General features: G+C 60.2%; 8 protein-coding genes and 2 pseudogenes. 8 read left to right on the top strand and 2 right to left on the bottom strand.

Features of this window, described 5'->3' with window-relative positions; genetic code table 11:
- The 5 genes from ARGLB_RS23595 to ARGLB_RS11300 all read left to right on the top strand — a co-directional run.
- On the top strand, positions 1–603 hold a 603-nt coding region (locus ARGLB_RS23595; RefSeq protein WP_003802385.1), incomplete at its 5' end, for a cupredoxin domain-containing protein.
- Positions 604–947: 344 nt separating this feature from the next.
- Positions 948–1,250 carry a DUF4193 domain-containing protein gene (locus ARGLB_RS11290; protein ID WP_003802387.1) on the top strand — a complete coding sequence of 101 codons (303 nt, stop codon included), beginning with the start codon at positions 948–950 and terminating at the stop codon, positions 1,248–1,250.
- An 821-nt stretch (positions 1,251–2,071) separates the two neighbouring features.
- On the top strand, positions 2,072–3,388 hold the full coding sequence (locus tag ARGLB_RS11295) for an IS110 family RNA-guided transposase (protein WP_003802389.1): 1,317 nt from the start codon (positions 2,072–2,074) through the stop codon (positions 3,386–3,388).
- A 963-nt stretch (positions 3,389–4,351) separates the two neighbouring features.
- Positions 4,352–5,080 carry a fibronectin type III domain-containing protein gene (locus ARGLB_RS22780; RefSeq protein WP_003802391.1) on the top strand — a complete coding sequence of 243 codons (729 nt, stop codon included), beginning with the start codon at positions 4,352–4,354 and terminating at the stop codon, positions 5,078–5,080.
- A gap of 1,708 nt (positions 5,081–6,788) precedes the next feature.
- Positions 6,789–11,081: an nSTAND1 domain-containing NTPase gene (locus ARGLB_RS11300; RefSeq protein WP_003802394.1), complete on the top strand. Its 4,293-nt coding sequence runs from the start codon at positions 6,789–6,791 to the stop codon at positions 11,079–11,081.
- A 1,051-nt stretch (positions 11,082–12,132) separates the two neighbouring features.
- Here the strand turns inward: ARGLB_RS11300 and ARGLB_RS23035 are convergent.
- Positions 12,133–12,397 (bottom strand): annotated as a pseudogene (locus tag ARGLB_RS23035) (IS481 family transposase); the annotation flags it as partial.
- Between the two features lie 154 nt (positions 12,398–12,551).
- On the opposite strand from ARGLB_RS23035, the gene ARGLB_RS11305 reads away from it, so the two are divergent.
- Both ARGLB_RS11305 and ARGLB_RS24080 read left to right on the top strand, forming a co-directional pair.
- Entirely contained in the window at positions 12,552–13,580 is a 1,029-nt protein-coding gene (locus tag ARGLB_RS11305) for a S66 family peptidase (RefSeq protein WP_245531516.1), read from the top strand.
- A gap of 564 nt (positions 13,581–14,144) precedes the next feature.
- A pseudogene (locus ARGLB_RS24080) lies at positions 14,145–14,375 on the top strand (IS982 family transposase); the annotation flags it as partial.
- Between the two features lie 280 nt (positions 14,376–14,655).
- On the opposite strand, the gene ARGLB_RS11310 reads toward ARGLB_RS24080, so the two are convergent.
- On the bottom strand, positions 14,656–15,573 hold the full coding sequence (locus tag ARGLB_RS11310; RefSeq protein ID WP_003802396.1) for a GNAT family N-acetyltransferase: 918 nt from the start codon (positions 15,571–15,573) through the stop codon (positions 14,656–14,658).
- Between the two features lie 1,941 nt (positions 15,574–17,514).
- Between ARGLB_RS11310 and ARGLB_RS11315 the strand changes: the two genes are divergently transcribed.
- On the top strand, positions 17,515–18,210 hold the full coding sequence (locus ARGLB_RS11315) for a LamG domain-containing protein (protein WP_139023320.1): 696 nt from the start codon (positions 17,515–17,517) through the stop codon (positions 18,208–18,210).
- Positions 18,211–18,332: the final 122 nt, after the last annotated feature.

Genomic DNA, 18,332 nt, shown 5'->3' on the forward strand with positions numbered 1-18,332 from the left:
TACGCGGACGGCACGTCTGGCGCCGCGAAAAACGACGACGGCGTGGCCTCCGGCGCCACCTACACCTACGAGGTGCCCGAGCGCGCCGGTCCCGGCCCCATGGACGGCAGCCCGGTGATGTGGATGTACCACTCCCAAACCGACGAGGTGGCCGACGACTACTCCGGACTCGTCGGACCGATGGTGATCACCAAGGCCAGCGCCGCCCGCACCGACGGCACCCCGAACGACGTCGACCGCGAGTTCTTCCTGCAGTTCAAGGTCAGCGACGAGAACGCCAGTCCGTACCTGCAGCGCAACATCGACAAGTTCGCCGGCAAGCCCGCCACCGTCAGTTCCGATGACGAGGAGTTCGGTGAGAGCAACCTCATGCACTCGGTCAACGGCTACGTCTACGGCAACGAACCGCTGGAGGCCCTGACGATGAAGAAGGGAGAACGGGTCCGCTGGTACCTGATGGGCGTGGGCACCGAGGTGGACCTCCACACCCCGCACTGGCACGGCAACACGGTCACGGCGCTCGGCATGCGCACCGATGTGGTGAACCTCCTGCCGGCCAGCATGGTGGTGGCGGACATGGTCCCGGATGACGTGGGAACCTGACTGTTCCACTGCCACGTCAACGATCACATCAGCGCCGGCGTGATCACCCGCTACCGGGTCCTCAACGCCGACGGAACCGAAGGTGCCGTGGCTGAGGCTGCTCCGGCACACACGGACAATCACTAGGCACTCTCCAGTTCGAGCTCCTTCCAGGGGCCGGCCCGAACCGACGGACCGGCCCCTGCCTGTCTCAGATAGCCACTTTTACGGTTTGCGCCAACGGCCGGCATGCTTTCGACCCCGCCCAGGCACCTTGGAAAGACCCGATGGGTGGGTACGGAATTATGACGGCGCGGCATGCGTTGGATCTCGGACGAGCCCAACGAGGAAAGGGATGCATCCTAGTGGCAAATGATTACGACGAGCTACGCACCGAGGTCAAGGAATCACAGAACGACTCCCTTGAGGCCCTCAAGTCAGCCAGCGCACCCGATCCCAACAGCGTGGTGCGTGAGCTGGACGCCACGGATGACATGGACAGTGTCGGGATCCCCGGCGGAGAATTTGTCGCCGAAGAATTGGTGGTCCAGATCGTTCCCCAACGTGACGACGAATTCACATGCTACTCCTGCTTCCTGGTTCGCCACCGCTCCCAAATGGCGCGGGAGAAAGACGGCCACGCCTACTGCATCGAGTGCGAAGGATAAGTTCAAGGACACATAAGGGAGGCGACTGTGAGCGGCTCTTTTTCAGCATCGCGTGCCCGTGGAGTAATGCCTCCAGGGCCCGGCGATACTCCAGAATTGCCCTGCCTTCTTCCCGCGCGCGGTGGGAGGCCGGCCAATCTTTCCCCAAGTACTGGACGACAGGACGGTTCTTACTCGCGAACGGGAACGCAGTCAGGGCAAGTTGCTGCAGAGCCTCCCACCGGGCCGGAACGTCCCCCAACACATTCCGCCCCTGAGGGCGGAGCCACAGACCCGCTTTCTATTAGCCACAACACCGGAAAGCAGGGCCATGTCTTCGTCATCATCCTGGAGAACAAGGGGTCAACGAGTACTACGGCATCGCGCACAACTCCAACCCCAAGCACCTCGCACAGATCTCCGGTCGGGCGCCCAACGCGATGACCGGGACGACTGCCCCACCTACGCCCCCTTCAGGGTCATCGGCATCTCATCTCTCGAACCGGGCGCCAGCCCTTGAAAAACCGCCACTCCCCCAGAAACATCCCCAATCCGGCCCAGTTGGCCGCCTGTACAACCGAATCCGAAGCCAGGGTGTGCACAGTAATGATGGAATTGGCTTGTGTTGCGGTGTGACTCTGGGTGTGACTGACGCCTTGCGAAAGGTTTGTCTTGACAATGATCTGTCCGCCGCGGCGCAGGCTGCAGTAAACGCGGCGGCCAGGTGGACATGACCTCATAGGAGCCTGCTCGAAGAATCCCATTACTGTCTTGTCTGCCCACCCGGCCGGCGTGCCCCTAATGTCCCACCGCACGCAACGGAAGGCAGGGCCAGTTTCATCATGACAAACCAACATCTGAAAGTCATCGCCGGGATCGACACACACGCCGACACCCACCACGTCGCAATCATCGACGAGACCGGCAGACACATCACCGACAAAGAGTTTCTCGCCGTGGGTGCCGGCTACCGGAACATCGCAGCCTTCATCACCGGGTTCGGTTCGGTCATTGCCGCCGGAGTGGAAGGCACCGGCAGCTACGGCGCCGAACTCGCCCGCGTCCTGACCGGGGAAGGCATCCGGGTCCTGGAAATCATGCGCCCGAACCGCCAAGGACGCCGGCTCAGGGGCAAATCTGACCCTCTGGACGCTTACCAGGCGGCAGAAGCCGCCCTGGCCGGCCGGAACGTCGCAACACCCAAATCCCGGGACGGCGCCGTGGAATCCCTGCGGGTCCTGCGCGCCGAACGCGCCACGGCCATGCGTGCCCGGGTAGCGGTCATGACCCAGATCAAAAGCATCCTCACCGCAGCACCCGAGGCGCTCCGGACGAAATACCGGCACCTGACCCGCGCCGCGATGATGACCGCCCTGGAGAAAACCCGGCCCGCCGGGAGCATGGCCGAGCCCGTGAACGCCACCGCGGCCGTGCTCAAACGCCTCGCTATCCGCTACCGCGCCCTGCACCAGGAACTGGCCGTCATTGACGCCGAACTCGACGCGATCATCACCATCCACGCCCCGATGCTCCGCGACCTCAAAGGCGTGGGCACCGACGTCGCCAGTCAACTGCTGGTCACCGTCGGCGACAACCCCGAACGGGTCACCACGGAAGCGAAATTCGCCGCCCTCGTCGGGGTCGCGCCGATACCGGCATCGTCGGGGAAAACGAGACGGCACCGGCTCAGCCGCGGTGGTGACAGGCAGGCCAACAAAGCCATCCACCACGTCGCCCTGGTCCGGATGAAAACCGACACCCGCACCAGGAACTACGTCGCCAGGCGCCGGGCCGAAGGCAAAAGCACCAAGGAAACAATCCGCTGCCTCAAACGCTACATCGCCCGCGAAATCTACGACCAGATCATCCACCCACAGCCGGCACCCGACGCCGGAGCACTGCGCATACTGCGTAAGAGCAAGAAGATCACCCTCCAGGCCGCAGCAGACAGCCTGCACGTCTGGCCCACGTCACTGTCCCGGCTCGAACGCGGACTAACCCGCCACGACGAGTTCTACCAACACTACGAAGACTGGCTCAACTCGCCATCCGCGGAAACCGCAAGGCCCCCTCTGCCTTGCGGATCTGACCGGCACACGGCCCCACAGCGTCGGGGAACGGGACTGGCTCGGCGCCTCCCGCCATCCCTGCCGTCATGACCGGGGACGCTCTGGGGTCAAGGGCGGCCGCAGGCCGTCGCACAGCGATCGACAGACCCTTGACGCCAGAGCTTGCAGCGCCCGGTAACCTCAACGACGCTCGGGGGGCGCCGAACCCTCTTGACGACAATAGGAGCATCAGTGTCCACACCCTCTTTTGTGAGCACTTTGAGCCCCAATCCATACGAGTGTGACGATCCTTTTGCGGCGCTGGAAATCCCTCTCCACCACCAGCTGCCGCGCAGGCAGGCAGAGGGCCGGGTTCCATCAACGTCGTAGCGTCGCGACCTCATGGGCGAGACAATCTAATAGGGCATGACCCGAACTACCCCCACAGAGGGCATCGGACAGCGAAAAGGCCCGGTGCGTACCTAGCTGGAGAAATTTTCACTACAAGTTGCCAACCTCGCTGGGACAGAAAACTGAACGCCGGCGCCAGAGTGGCCGATTCATACGATGCCGTAATGGGCAAGTGGAGCTTGCCCAGTCGTCTGCGCTGTCGGGTAGGGCACGGGCATGGCGAACTGCTGAAGCCGCAGAATAATTCGGGCGCCATCCGCCGAAAATCTGCGGCCTCCAACAACGCTGTCGAGATTCGCTGCGCCTCCGCGACAAAGCCGTAGCAGATGAGGCCAACTTGATGATTGTTTGTCGTGAGGCCAGACAGACCGCCCATAGCAGAGGTGACGGCGAGTCATCCGTGCTCACCGATGTGTTCAGTTGTGCCATGCAGGTTTCGCAGATCGCGGCTTCGGGGGGTCCGCACCGACTCTCCGACAGGACCATATTTGTTCCACGACGGCCCCAAAAGCAGTGCTAGCACGGAAGCCCGAAACTCCCGACAAGAGCAACATTGAGATACCGGTTAGACAAACGGTGACTGCAAATCAGACCCGTCACGAAAGACCGTACTTACATACATCGGCTGAAAGAGCAGCCATAACCTAAACAAAGGAAAAACAAATGCTGCATGAAAAATCGCGCCGCCTGGTAACTGCTGGGATTATTGCCGCGAGCCTCATCTCTGCTACCCCGCCCGCTCACGCCGCACCCGCGGGCCGTTCGTCAACTGGGCCCGAGGTCGGCCACATTCAGTCCGACCCGCCGGATCGTTTACGAGCTTCTCACATTACAGGCAACAGGATCAACATAACGTTTGTGGATGGATCGACCAACGAAAACTACTTTTTTGTCGACTACCGTGTTCGAAACGGAGACTGGCACGGTTTGTGGCAAGCACCCACCCAATCCAAGAAATCGATGGGCCTACAATATTCGATCTATCAGTCAGTCTCACGCAACACCATCTATTGTTACCGCGCAGGAACCCTACAATGGAAGGGCTTCCGTTTAATAAAGTCAGTCACCGGCACTTATTGCGCCACGCCCGCTGCCCCTAGCAAGCCAGCGAATTCGCGGCTCACGAACATCGGCTCCACAAGTGTAAACATCAAGTTCGATCGGAGTTCAAAATGGGAGTGGGGCTACTATCTGTGGGCCAAACGTGCCGGCGCCAACTCGCCTTGGGAATACAAGGGGTCCCTGGTGGTGGAGACCACAAAGGACACCTATACCATGACGGCGAACGGCCTTAGGCCCAACCGCTATTACACGTTCATGGTTGAGCCGTACAACCAATTTGGCAGAGGCCCCGCCTCGGACCAAGTCAGTGCTACAACCGCCTCCCGATAGGACCCAACTGCACAGGGACTGTTAGAATCCGGTCTCAGGCGTGCTGAACTGCCGGCGTTTGGACTCGTCGGTAAAGTCTAGGCCTCGAGGGCCTGAGCGTGGTGCTGCACCGCGCCCAGGCCCGACGGCCGGGCCGGACAACATCTCCGGACCGGGATCAACCTATCACCGGTCCGTTGAACTTTTCGAACCATGTGAGAGGTGGCAAGAAATGTCGACGACAATTCCGACAAGCCTTTACTCAATACTGAAAACCGCTACGAGGTTCATCTTTTCCCAGTTGCATCCTTGCGAAGTGATCTTGAACAAGTCGAAGCGCGGGACGACGAGTCTCACGTCTTCTAGCATTCGACTCGATTACCAGCAGTTGTCACTGGGCCGCGGACATCTTCGATCGAGCGACAGCTACATCAATGTGATGCTGACCGGGAGCTCTTAACGACGTAATACCGAATCAGCGACGTGGCGGTACTGGCACTCAAGCGCAGGCCTTGGGTAGCCGGAGATGACTAGTGTGGTCTCCAGAAAAAGAAGTCCAGCCTCGAAGCCGCACCTCCAGAGTGAAGCCCCGTGCCGATAGCGATGTCCAAAAGGGAGCGAAACCCCGCTAGTCGGTCAGTAATCACAACCAACGTTCCCGCGCCGTTTCACATAACCAATGCCGCAAAACCTAATTAGAGTAGACAAAATGTCGGAGCAGGATCTAGCGACTAGGAAATCCCCCACCACTCTCCCACAGGATAACCTTCCGTACCGCAATCGCCTTGCACTCCAGCTGCTCAGCTACAGCCCAAAACGGTGAGGCAGCCAGAGGGCGGCGGTCGCCGTCGGCGAGGCCCTCATACAACGGCACAGTCCTGGACGATTAGCTCTCTGCCGTTTGGAATCTGGCCTACCCAATGACAGGGATCGAAATGGCCGCATCGGCCCACGGCCACGAGGGCAACACCCGCGGGCTGCTACGTTTCCGAATGGAGATACGACAACCGCGTTCAATGGCAACTCCCAACACATACGAGTCAAGATCGCCGCGCCATAAGCCCGGCTACCACCGGGGTACTCACCATCGAAGCGTGGATGCGACCAGGCACGCTCAGGTTCCCGCAGAGGGCCGGCACGGGCTATGTGCACTGGATGGGCATGGCTGAACCGAACAACAATGAATACGGGTCAAGAATGTACTCCACCGGCCACACCGAGGAGCGCGCCAACCGCATCTCCGGCTATCTATTCAATGCCGTCGGCGGCCAGGGAACGGCTTCATACTTCCAAAAAGGAAACACGAACAGGGATTCACTCTATCGTTGTAATAAATGGCAACGTAGGCCTTGGATATCCGAACGGTTACACCATCTGGTACGACGTAAGGCAAGTTTCCAATATTGAGCCGGGTGCGGAGATCGTAGCGGTCGTCATGCAGACTGCCTTGTAGGATTCCAGAATAGTCGGGTTCAAGCACGGTAAACCTTCCCCAATGCACTGGCTTCTAGCCCAAATCCTTGAAGTACCTAGTTCCCGGGTGGACCATTAGTTATGCCTCTGGCCACTGGACGTCCGGGCAAGATCACGATCATCGAGCCTGGCCGGCAAATCGGATCACCTTCACATGTCAATCGAGCTCAAGACTGAAGCTCGACTGTTGTTTAGCGGACTGGCCTAGCGTTAAGCGGAACAGCGAGCCCATCAAGTAGCCGGATATGGAGCCGACATGTCTCGTATTTTCCTGAGTCACTCGAGCAGGGACACCCGGCAGGCGATCGCCTTGAAACGCTGGCTGGCGGAGCAAGACCCGGCCTTGGCCCAAGAGATCTTTCTAGATCTGGATCCAGTGACCGGTATAGCCCCAGGTGAACGGTGGAAGGAGGCGTTGCTGCGGGCCAACGAACGATGCGAGGCGGTGATCTGCCTGCTTTCGGCCGCTTGGGAGGCTTCTCGCGAGTGCCTGGCTGAGTACCGGACTGCAGAAAATCTGGGCAAGCTGATCCTCTGTGCCCGCCTGGAGGCGCTGCAGGACACGGAAATCACCGGCGAGTGGCAGCGCTGCGATCTATTTGGTCCCGGAGCCACAACTGAGGTTACCGTCAACGACGGCGGCAGCCCGGTGGTCTTTCTCACAGAGGGCCTGCAGCGACTTCGCCTGGGTTTGCTGCGGGCAGGGATCGGTGCCGAGTTTTTCCCCTGGCCACCGCCACAGGATCAACATCGTGCACCTTACAGGGGGTGGGAACCCTTGGAGGAGATTGATGCAGCGGTGTTCTTCGGCCGGGACGGGCAAATTGTTCGAGGTCTCGATACGCTACGTGCGATGCGCGGTGCAGGAGTCGAATCCATGTTTGTCGTCCTTGGACCCTCCGGTGCTGGAAAATCCTCATTCCTGCGAGCGGGTCTGCTGCCCCGGTTGCGGCGGGACGACCGGCAGTTCGTTGTCTTAGACATCGTGCGCCCCGAGCGAAAGCCGCTCACCGGGGACAGAGGCCTCGCCTGTTCGATACATGCTTTGCGCAGCAGTATGGGTCTGCGCACGCCCGCCTTGGGCGAAATCAAACGCGCTTGTATCGAGGAGGACATCGAACGGCTGATTGGGTGGCTGGCCGAAGCCCGGCAGACTGCCGCAGGCCGACTGCTGGGGTTGCCGCCGGCCACGCCCCCACCGACGCTGGTTTTGCCATTGGACCAAGCGGAGGAGCTCTTCAACGCCGACGCCGGTCCAGAGGCCTCCAGGTTCCTGTCCATATTCGGCCGACTGCTGGAGCATAAGGCCGGGACCGTCCCGGCATTAGTCGCGGTAGGAACAATCCGCGCGGATCTGTACGAGGCGTTGCAGACTGCCCCGGCGTTGGCGAGTGTGAAAAGCGTTCTGTTCGATGAACTAAAGCCAATGCCTATCGCCCGGTTTAGGGAGGTCATTGTCGGACCTGCCGGTCGTGCCACTGCGGCGGGGAAGCCCTTGGAGATCGAACCGGCTCTGGTAGACCGGCTCCTGGCCGAGAGCGGACAGGGAGCGGACACTCTTCCATTACTCGCACTGACGTTAGGGCGACTTTACCGTGATTATGCCGACGATGGGCATCTGACGCTGTCTCAGTATGACCGGATGGGCGGCATGATGCGTGTGGTTCAGAACGAAGTTGACAGTCTATTGGCTTCCGCCCCGGACCACCGCCGGCAGCAGCTGCAGCTGCTTCGCTCCGTGTTCATCCCCTGGCTCGCAACGGTCAATGTGGACAATGACCAACCTGTGCGCCGCATCGCACGTCTCTCCGACCTACCCGAGGAAGCCAGCTACTTAATCAACGCGATGGTTCAGAAGCGCCTACTCGTTCGCGACAGGCGAGGTGGGGAAATACTGATCGAGGTATCGCTTGAGAGTCTCCTTCGTCAGTGGGAGGACTTGGCAGGCTGGTTGGCGGATGAGCGGGAGGACCTCAAGACAGCCGACATCCTCGAACGGGCGGCTACGGCATGGAGACACAGTGGCCACAACGACGCCTGGTTGCTCGAAGGCGTGCGCCTGGCGGGAGCCGAGCAACTGGCCGCAAAACCCGGGTTCAGTAAACGACTCTACCCGATCCATGATTTCCTGCAGGCCTCCAGGCACCGTGAGGAGAGCAGAGCTGAAGCGGAAAAGCAGCGACAGCTGACTGAACTTCGAGTCGCCCGGGAACAGCGGGAAGCAGCAGAAGCCTATGCATTGGTACTGCGGAAACGCTCCCGAGTGCTCAAGGCTGTGGTAGCCGCCGCACTTGCCACCGCCCTGGTCGCAGCGGCCGCATTCCTTCAGGCCTCGACGGCACAGCGCGCAGCTATTGAACGCACCCTTGAAGCTACTGCCCGGCGCCTGGTGGCAGAGGCACAAGTCATGTTCGCGTCGGACCGTCCAGGAGATGACGTGCGAGCCCTGAAGCAAATCCTTGCCGCTCACGCCATAGCGCCGACGGCGGAGGGGGAAAACGGACTGCTCAATGCGTTGTTCGCGCAGAAGGATCTGGAACGGATTATGGAAACAAAGGAGGAGGTCAATTGCCTGGTGATTAGTCCGGATGGGACGCGAATCGCATACGGTAGCGACACCGGCACGGTGGGCCTACTGAATGTGGCAGACGGAAAACAACGGGCTGAAACAGTGGGCGCGCACCAGGACAGTGTCGGTGCCGCCACTCCAGGGCCAGGAGAAGTCAAGGCGGTGGCCTTCAGCCCTGACGGACGGACGTTCGTCTCCGGCGGCATCGATGGCAAAATCCGCCAATGGGACGGTCTTAGCGGGGAGCCAATCGGCGAATCAATTACAGCACACAAGGATGGAGTGGAGGTCGTAGGGTTCAGTCCCGACGGCAAGACAATCGTCTCCGGGGGCACGGGCCCGGGCATTAACGGGGCACTTCGCCGGTGGAACGCGAAGACCGGCCAGCCGATCGGCGACACGAACACAACAACCGACTACGGTGAGATCTACCCCGTGGCATTAAGCCCAGACGGCCGAACGATTCTCACCAGTAATTTGGCACCCCGCCTATGGGACGCTCGGACTGGCAAGCCGGTCGGACATCCCATCGACTTTTCAGGGATCCGACCCGAAGACCAGGGCCCGATGGCCTTTAGCCTCGACCGAAGAATGATGGCCATTGGCGGTCACACCGGCAATGTGCGCCGGTGGGATGTTAGAACTGGCAAACCAATTGGTGGCCCGATGACTGGTCACCACGGTCCGGTGGCCGATCTTGCATTCAGCCCGGACGGACGCACGATCGCCTCCAGGGATGAGGACGGAACGGTGCGTAGATGGGACGCTGGCGATGGAAGACTTATTGGCGAACCGGTGATCGCAGGCAAAGGGCCAGTAATTAGTCCGGCGGCCAGCCTGACCTTTAGCCCCGAAGGGCAACAGCTAGTCGCCGGAAATCCTGACGGCACCATCCGCTGGTGGAATTCCGGCAGCGTTCGATCCTCAACTAACTTCAAACTTCAGCTTAATGACGAAACGCAAGGTGTAGGCGTCAGCCCCGACGGGCGGATGATCGCATCTGCAGATATGAATTTCCTCCGTAGGACGAATGCGCAGACCGGGGAGCAGATCGGCAAGGCGATCCGTGTTCGCGACATAATGTTCAAGGTCGTGTTTAGCCCTGACAGCCGGACGATCGCAACTGGCGGCGCGGGCGGTTCAGTTTCCCAATGGGACGCCGCCACCGGCGCGCCATTGGGAAAGTTTATCGTCACCAATTTGGGCTGGATAGGAGACCTGGCGTTCAGCCCTGATAGCCGGACGGTGGCGGCCGGGGGCGCCGACGGAACGATCCGGCGGTGGGAGGCACGTACAGGCGAACCCATCGGCCACCCAATGACCGGCGATCAAAAGTTGATAAGGAGTCTGGCATTTAGCCCCGATGGTCGAACGATGGTCACCGGCAGCGAGGATGGCAACCTACGCCGTTGGGACGCCGTTAGCGGCAAACCTCTCGGCGACCCGATCACTGCGCACAAGGACGAGGAAACAGCCCTGGACGGCGTGAAGGACGTGGTCTTCAGCCCTGACGGCCGGATGATCGCCTCCGGGGGCGCAGACGGCATGGTGCGACTGTGGGACGCCTCCACCGGCCACCTAGTCGGAGCTCCTGCTACCGGGCACCAAAGCGAGGTTACGAACATTTCGTTTAGCCCTGACGGTGGCCAGATTGTCTCGGGCAGCTATGACGACACATTGCGCTGGTGGGACGTCAGCACCGGCCAGGGCATCGGTTACCCAGTCACATTCAGCAGGCAGGGGGGCTTGCTCAGTCAGGTCGCGTTCAGCCCCAACGGCCAGTTCCTGACCGTAGTGACTGACGATAAGAAGGTGCATCGATTCCCTGTCCCCGCGGGTTGGCCTGGTCAACTCTGCGGCAAGCTAACCCGCAACATAAGCCACACGCAGTGGCTTGAATGGGTGGGACCGGACATTGAGTACAGGGAGATCTGTCCTGGCCTGTCCGTGCCAGCCGACGTAGCCACCACCAAGCGGTAAGAGAGCCACAATCCTACTGCTGACGCTTGCCGAAACCACCAGACCGCCTGCCCATTCACGCCTTTCTGGGGAACGCCGTGTATGCATTGTCATTGGCGAGCCCGCAGCGTGCCTCAGAGATTGCCCGCACAACCAGGACGTAGAGGGTCATGGCATAGATTTTATCCGTTGTTTTTGAGTCAGCATGGAGAACCTCGGGAGGCCGAAAGACATGGCTGCATTTGTCAGCCTCGACGGCCTGCATGCCTGTTCAGAGCCCACTCACCAACCACATGTGCGCGAGAAGTTCGTTACGGAGCACCTTGTCCTTGCCCGAGGAGTATTCCATCGCAAGCTCATGCTCTCGGTCACGCGCGCCTTCGCGAATTCACATCGGTCCCTCATCAGAGAACACCATCAGGAAGGCACGAAGTTCCTCACTCCTGGACGGCAGCCTAGCTATCCGGTGGGTTTGCCGCCGTCAGGCTAGGTTCGGCTGAACGTCTCACTGGGAAAACCACAACGAACGCTGTGGAGAGCCTGCTGAAACTCTTCAGGGTTAAGGCGCCGGAAGTAGTGCCGCGTGATCAGCGCCGTCCTACGGGAGTGGATGCTTCCCTCGTGGTTCTGCCATACGTCGGCTTTATAACCTTTCACGACGACAGGATGCTCGGCACGATCGCCCGCTTGAACAGGATTTAAAAGGCGGAAGGGGCTTACTCGTGCTCTCCCCCGGACGCCTGTACCGATGGGCTTGCGCCAGGGGAACACTCATTTCTTACTGGCCGTTTTTTGCTCGTTGAGTAGTATGCCCAAACGGGGGGTAAAGAAGCGAAAGCGCTAAATGGAAAGGCTCATGGGCTGTTGAAATGACTTAGGACTGCTGAGTGAGGAGTAGGAAGCTTTAGACGATCGGATGGCGATCAATTATCCGCAGGGCGCTTTCGCATCTAACCCTGATAAGAACGGCCGACGCTCTTCATGAGGGAACCGTCAACGTCGACACGAAAGACGAATTAGACACACCCCAGCTCGGTACAGGTCGGCGGATCACGCCATCCTTGCGGCAACCTCGCGTGTTCGCGGCCCCCTTCGTTCGTCCAAGGGTGCAGTGCCGGCCACCGTCAGGTATGCGGCCGAGCTTCTTGACGTCCAGGTGCACAAGGTCTCCGGGCTTGTCGTGTTTACAGCGCCGTGGTTCGGGCTTTCGAAGGCTGACCGGTTCCCTGGTCCAGGCAGGGTAGGCGCGGCATACGGTAGCTGGGCGGGACTTTGCCCACAGTCGAGCAGGCTAGGTGAAGGTGGGCCGCGATCCGGAGCGGTCCCCACCGCCCGGTTGAACCGCAACTGTCAGCGCTGGTCGAAAAGTGAGCCATTTCGTGGGCTTGGCGTCTGGCGTAGCTGCCTCAGCGGGCCTGGACGTGGTTGAATTGATGAGTGCCACAGTCGGCGGCCTTCGTGCCCCTACCTAAGCTTGCGCCGGGTGATCGAGTGGCTGTTCTCTCCCCGTCATTTGCAGCGCCCGGGTTCGCGCCGGCTATTCATGAGCGCGCTATGCAGCGGCTCTTCTCCGTGACGGGGCTCGTGCCCGTGGAGTATGCGACGACCCGCACCTTGGGGGCCTCGGCTCAGGAACGCGCCGCCGACGTAAACTCTGCGTTCGCTGACCCCAGCATCCGAGCCATCTTCACAACCGTGGGCGGCGACGACCAGATTACCGTCGTGACTCACCTCAATGCCGAACTTGCACGCTCGGACCCGAAGCCATTCTTCGGCTATAGCGACAACACCAATATTCTCAACTGGTTATGGTCTCTGAGCATCCCAGGATATTACGGCGGGGCAACTCAAGTGCACATCGGACCAGGCCCCCATATCGACGAGGTTCACCTGACCTCACTACGCGCTGCCCTCTTCGAAGATACCCATCTGAATATTTTCGATCCAGGTGAGTCAGAAGATTTTGGACCGGACTGGCGTTCGCCCAGCGCTCTGACGAATTTCGGTTCCCGTGAGCGCAGTGAGCCTTGGCTGTGGGCGGGACCAAGGCGTATAGCAGAAGGCGGCACCTGGGGCGGGTGCTTCGAGGTCATAGACCAGCTTGCGCTTGCGGACCGACTGCCGCCGCTTGAGCGCCTTCAGGGCAAAATCCTCCTTCTCGAAGCAAGCGAAGAGATTCCACCGGCAGTGCAGATCAGGAGGTGGGTACGAGGTCTCGGGGAAAGGGGTGTCCTCGCTGCTGTTGACGGAGTCATAGTCGCACGGCCTCCAGTGAGCAACCATGGGGTTGTGCCGCCTCCGCACGATCGCGAACAGCTCCGGACGAGTCATTACGAGGCAGTAATTAGTGAGATTGCGCGCTACAACGATGATGCCGTCGTCTGCCTCGGGGTCCCTTTCGGGCACACTCGTCCTCAGTGGATCTTGCCCTATGGCGGGGGCATTCGGTTAGACGGTCATGCGCGGGTCGTTACCGCCGACTACAACCCGGGTGCACCCTCCAGCTCAACAATCTGTTGAGGTTGGCTAAGGCTCACAGTGTGGCTTTCACGTCCTCAGTGGACAGGACCTTCAGCCGGGCGAAAGCGTCGGCCCCGCCGCTGCCTCCTAAGCTCATCCTCGATAGTGGGGTGAGCCTAGTTACTGTCGGCAAAACGATGAGCGGCCCCCTACAGGCACTATTGGCCAAGCTTTTGAACACGCTTCCGCTTACTTGGAGCACTTACGCGCCGGAACCTGACCTTGTGGTAGAGCTCTTGATTACCCACAGCGTTCCAGTGGGTATATTGCCTGGGCGGGTCCTATCCGGCTTGTATCTCTTAAGTACCCTTCTGTTGAGGTGGGGTGGTCGTCGCGGTTGCCGGGAAGGAACCACCCACGTACGCAGAACTCCTCGCAGAACTGCGGTCGCAGAGTGCGATGACTTGGCAGGGCTCGCCTCCATTCGCTGAAAACTTTGCCCCGTCGGATGGTTCCGGGACTTCGATTTCGACGCACCCGAACATCAACCACCCAGCACCGAAAGCTCCGAGAAAATATCCTGAGATTGGCCCGTCGTTACGTCGCGACTTCCAAAGGTTCATCACCGAGGACCTCGGTGCCACGCTGGTCCGCCTCGACCGCAAGGACGAGAAACCTTGCTTCGGCCCGTTCGGGGGACCGCCATTGGATCGGATCCGTCTTCGACACCCTCAAAGGTCAGCTCGACCTCGAATATCAGGGAGGACGCACCGTCGAGACGTCAAGGCCCGCTTCGGCTCCAGACGCCTCGCACTCGCTGCCGGGATCCGGCACAACTGGCATACCAACCACTAAAACCCCAGGAATCGATGGGAATGGCGAAGTGCACCGGACATGGCGGGGAAAACGCCAGCCCGATCGCGGGTTCCTCCAACTGCTGGACACACAGCTGCAAGTGCTGGGCCCGGACCACCCGCCACCCTCGCCACCCGACATCAATTGATGTCTGGACCGGGGACAACACCGGCGATCACCGCGATCCGTGAGCTGCAGGGGCAGTACGGCCATCTTCGACATCCGATGAACAGCTGTTCGACTTGTACTTCACCTGCCTCCACGGCAAATGTATGGCCTGTCACCCGCGCCGATGGGCCCTCGCAACCAGCGTGTCGTCCTGCACCGCTAACCATGGTTTTGATGCGGAGTACTGCAGGACCGAGTATGCGGCCAGCTCGCCACTCGGGTTGTGCCGCGCCACGGAGACCAGTGACTCCATGCCGGACTGCTTCCACTCGTCCTCGACGTGCCGGACGCGCTTGGCGTCCCAAACCTGCGGGTCGAAGTGTAGATCCCCTGCCGGGGTGTCGGTGCTCATCCGGGACATGAGAACGGCCATCTGATCGATGTATTCGTCGGGGCAGTGGTCCGTCCAGGTGAGGAGGTCGTAGCGGTTCCCGGCGATCTGGCCTGCCGTCTGCTCCAAGTCGTCCAGTGTTCCATCCGGTACGGGAAGGTCCAGGGCGCTGAACTGGGTGACCTGTTCCAGCGTGTAGCCGGCGGCCAGTGCGAACTTTACCCCACGGGAATCGGTTGGCACTCCACCCATGCCTGTTGCCGGCTTCAGGATGTCAGGTTTGTGGGGATCAAAGCTGGCGGCATGTTCGGTGTAACTCTGCAGTGTTGTGCGGCCGTGGCCAGCCGCGATTTCTTCGGCATGAAGCAGCAGCATCTGCCCGATCTTGCTACCCGTGAACTCATTCAATACGTCAACCCGGACCAGCGCAGCCTGAAGGTTCTCCGCCTGCGGCAGACCGATACTCGACCTGGCCACCATGCGCCCATCGACGCGGACGAAGTAGAACTGCAGCTGTTTGTAGTCGTCGTCCCGCCATGATTCAAGGCGTGCTTCCCCGGGAGCGGCAAGGTCAAGATTCCCCCACGTTTCCAGTATCAGGGCGTCGCTGAGTTCGCTGAACTCCAGGAAATCTTTGGCCTCCGGCGAGTCGGTCGAGGATGGCAGGACCAGCGGTTGTATGCGGAAAGACGGCGCCACGGGATCAGCCTTCCGAGACGAGTGCGGTCTTCGACCGCAGAGATCGGTGGGACTTTGTTGCTGTTGTGATGAACACAGCGTTGCTCCTCATCAGGGATGTGAACGGTTTGTTGTTTTGCAGAGCCGCGCCGAATTTGTCTCCGTGGAGTACCCACTGCCGTTATATTGCAGTGGTGGCTCCGCTTACGGGGCTTCAATACCGGGAGTCCTTCTTCTCTTGGAGCCGGCCCTTCGAGTCTGCGACTGCGCGTAGGCTGTTCGCTTCCGTGCTACCACTGCTGTCGACGTGTCGGTTGGGAAGCCCGCTTCTTGAGCCTGCTCGGACGCTTGAGTACGAAACGGCAGTCTGGGGATGCGCTCAGCCTTGTGTGCCCGCAGAGGTGAAAATCTTGATGCGGCGCCGCTCGATGATCCTCGTGCAAGGCTTCTTCCGCAGGGCAGGCTGGCCGTTGAGACAGAACCGAACCTCTTTGTAGTTCCGCCGCGAAACGGCGGGCTGGCGCGGACCAGCCGGCTAGTTCCGAGCCAACCTCACCAGCTGTACGTCGATATTGTCCGCACATGAATGGGTCGGCCCGTTTCACCCAGGACGTCGGAAGGGTGACGAGGACGACAGCCAAATCTTGGATCGTAGATGGACCAAAGCAGCTGCAGGCTATGGCCGAGATGGACAGGTACATCTAGGAATTACTCGGATCCGAACGCCTTGGCCCGCCTCCCACAATGGCAATGGGGTTCAAAAGTGAAAGGCACAGCACAAAGACGTGCAGGGAATTTCGGACACGAGAAATCGCTGCCCCTTCCATCCTGTCAGGCCTTTCCGCGCCTTCTAGCCAGGATGTTCGTGATAGTTGATTCGGGAAGCGTGAACTTCGGGAACTCGATACTGTGGGCCAGCGACTGCTGATGCCTTTCAACGTCCTTCACAGGTTTGCCTTTGTTCAGGTGTAAGTTCTATGAGTTCTTCCGCATGGTCGTTATTCTCCCCGTTCTCGTTGGTCGAGTCCTCCGGATGTTCGTCTGCGCTCACGACAGCAGGATAGCGGGCACCGCCGACAACATCCGGCCGGAGACTCTGTCCTGCTAAAGGGATGTTCAGCCCCCTTGACGTGCCCGGAGTTAAATGAAGCTAGGGCAAATTAGAAGGCCGTCCCTGCAGCTACGGCGTTCCCGCAACAGGTCCTCGACCTTTTCCAAAATTCCGGGGCTTAGAATCCTCGAAAACCATTGAGGCGCCTTTTCTCACACGTGGCCTAGACCTGAGGCGGTGCCGCTCGGCTTGATGCCTGCCTGGCAGAACTCCAAAATAGATTGCGTTCAAACACCGTGAACGCTTCGATTTCCTGGCTGTTCGCCCGAGCACTTGTAGTGCATGATGCGCGGGTAGACCATTAGTTGTACGTAGTCAGTCCCAGGACATTTGGCGTACGCATTACCGGTCCACCCTCGCTAGGTGCGCGGAAAACCGCGGAAGCCTCCAAACAATGAGCTCTAGGTCCCCCGTACGTCCTCGGCCGTCCACGGATGGCCCGTTCTACCGTGCTAGCACGGATGCCACAGGCCCAGGATAGTCGCAGACTAGCAGTGCGGGTTTCAGAAAAGTTCTTCGGGAACCGGAGGCCACGCAACGAATGTGACTACGGTGACCCGGACGCTTCTGTCCGGCCACAAGCCACAGAATAAGTACGCCGCACCGTTCACATAGCCAACGCCGCAAGACCCCCGATTGGAGTAATCAAAGTGCAAGATCAAAATCGGCCGGCTCTGCAGCCGTCCACTATCCTCTCGCGCAGGGCGGCGTTGCTGTCCGCACTCGCATTGCCCTTCGTAGGACCTGCCGCCGCCCACGCCGCCCCGCCCGTTGACAACGACCAGTCAACGTTCCAAAGGACCTCATACAACGACACAGTCCTGCATGACCGGCCCTCTGCGTTCTGGACGATGGGTCACCCCTTCTCTGGCCTTGAAGCCGACGTGTCAGGCCACGGACATCGGGGCAGGTACGTGGGGTCTCCTAAGGCTGCCACGCTGCCCAACGGGGAGAGGGCGACGCTCTTCAATGGCAATTCCCAATATATGCAGGTGGGTGACCACGCTGCCCTCAGCCCGGCAACAGCCGGCCTACTGACCCTTGAGGCGTGGATGCGTCCCGACACGCTGCACTTCCCTTACGCGGAGGGGACAGGATATGTCCACTGGATGGGCAAAGGCGCCCCATACAACCATGAGTACGCCGCACGCATGTATTCAACTGGAAATTCGGAAGATCGCGCCAACCGAATCTCCGGTTATTTGTTCAATGCCTCCGGCGGCAAGGGCGCGGGTTCGTACTTCCAACAGGAGGTCCGACCAGGGCAATGGATTCACTACGTTCTTGTCATCAACGCCAACGAGACGAGCGCGAAGTACCCCAACGGATACACCAAGATCTACAGGAACGGCGAGCTGGCCCACCAGAACAACTTGGATTACCGCGGGACACCAGTTACCCCGCATCACGGGAACGCTCCCTTCCGGGTTGGTACCCGCGACTTCAACTCCTTCTTTAGGGGAGCCATAGGAAAAGTGGCCATCTACGGCAAAGAACTATCACCACGACGCGTGGCCCAGCACTACGTCGCGATGACAAGGATGTAAGCGTCAATTACTGGTAGCCGAACTCACCACTTTGGGCCCTCCAGCCTGTTGTTCCCAGGCCGGGAGCGCACCGGCGCCGATCATAATGCGACCGGTTGGCGTCTTTTGATCGAGGCGGTCTC

Origin of the sequence: Arthrobacter globiformis NBRC 12137 (assembly GCF_000238915.1) — a bacterium.
GTDB classification, from domain to species: Bacteria; Actinomycetota; Actinomycetes; order Actinomycetales; family Micrococcaceae; genus Arthrobacter; species Arthrobacter globiformis.

Coding starts and splice junctions, on each gene's coding strand:
- ARGLB_RS11295 (WP_003802389.1), top strand. CDS start 2,072: ATGACAAACCAACATCTGAAAGTCATCGCCGGGATCGACACACACGCC.
- ARGLB_RS22780 (WP_003802391.1), top strand. CDS start 4,352: ATGCTGCATGAAAAATCGCGCCGCCTGGTAACTGCTGGGATTATTGCC.
- ARGLB_RS11300 (WP_003802394.1), top strand. CDS start 6,789: ATGTCTCGTATTTTCCTGAGTCACTCGAGCAGGGACACCCGGCAGGCG.
- ARGLB_RS11315 (WP_139023320.1), top strand. CDS start 17,515: ATGGGTCACCCCTTCTCTGGCCTTGAAGCCGACGTGTCAGGCCACGGA.